Genomic DNA, 859 nt, shown 5'->3' with positions numbered 1-859 from the left:
GGTGTAAGTGACGGTCGGCACGGTGCCGTTGTAGTTGGAGTCCGGAGTAAAGGTGTAAGCACCGTTCGCCCCGATCACCAGGGTGCCGACGTTGGCGATGATCGCCGGGGTGGCGCCTGCGGTGTACTCGGTGCCGCCAACCGTGAACGTGGCCACGCTCAGGAGATTATCCACATCGCTGTCATTGCCCAGCACGTTGCCGGTTGCAACATGGTCTTCATCGACCGTCTGGGTATCCGCGGTCAGGACGCTCGGGTCATTGACCGGAGTGACGCTGATATTCAGCGTGCTGGTGGAACCGGTGCTGGTGGTGTAGGTGACGGTCGGCACGGTGCCGTTCCAGTTATCCACCGGGGTAAAGGTGTAAGCACCRTTCGCCCCGATCACCAGGGTGCCGACGTTGGCGATGATCGCCGGGACGCCTGCGGTGTACTCGGTGCCGCCAACCGTGAAGCTGGCCACGCTCAGGAGATTATCGACATCGTGGTCGTTGGTCAGCACGTTGCCGGTGGCCGCGTGGTCTTCATCGACAGTGTTGGTATCCGCGGTCAGGACGCTCGGGTCATTGACCGGAGTGACGCTGATATCCAGCGTGCTGGTGGAGCCGGTGTTGGTGGTGTAGGTGACGGTCGGCATGGTGCCGTTGTAGTTGGAGTCCGGGGTAAAGGTGTAAGCACCGTTGCTGGCGATGATCAGCGTTCCGACACCGGTCATGGTTGCGGTCTGGCCCGCCGTGAAGCTGCCGTCGACCCCATTCACGCTGAAGCTGGAGACGCTCAGGAGATTATCGACATCGTGGTCGTTGCCCAGCACGTTGCCGGTGGCTGCGTGGTCTTCATCGACAGTGTTGGTGTCCGCG

General features: G+C 61.8%; 1 protein-coding gene. It reads right to left on the bottom strand.

The features are described 5' to 3' along the window. Positions 1 to 859 (bottom strand): Ig-like domain-containing protein (locus tag AC1DWM_RS30120; protein WP_477796891.1); only part of this gene is annotated, 859 nt, incomplete at both ends.

The sequence above is a fragment of the Pseudomonas sp. P4_C8 genome, from assembly GCF_056401975.1.
Note: the sequence above shows the minus strand (reverse complement) of the source record. Positions and strands in the feature narration are given on the sequence as shown.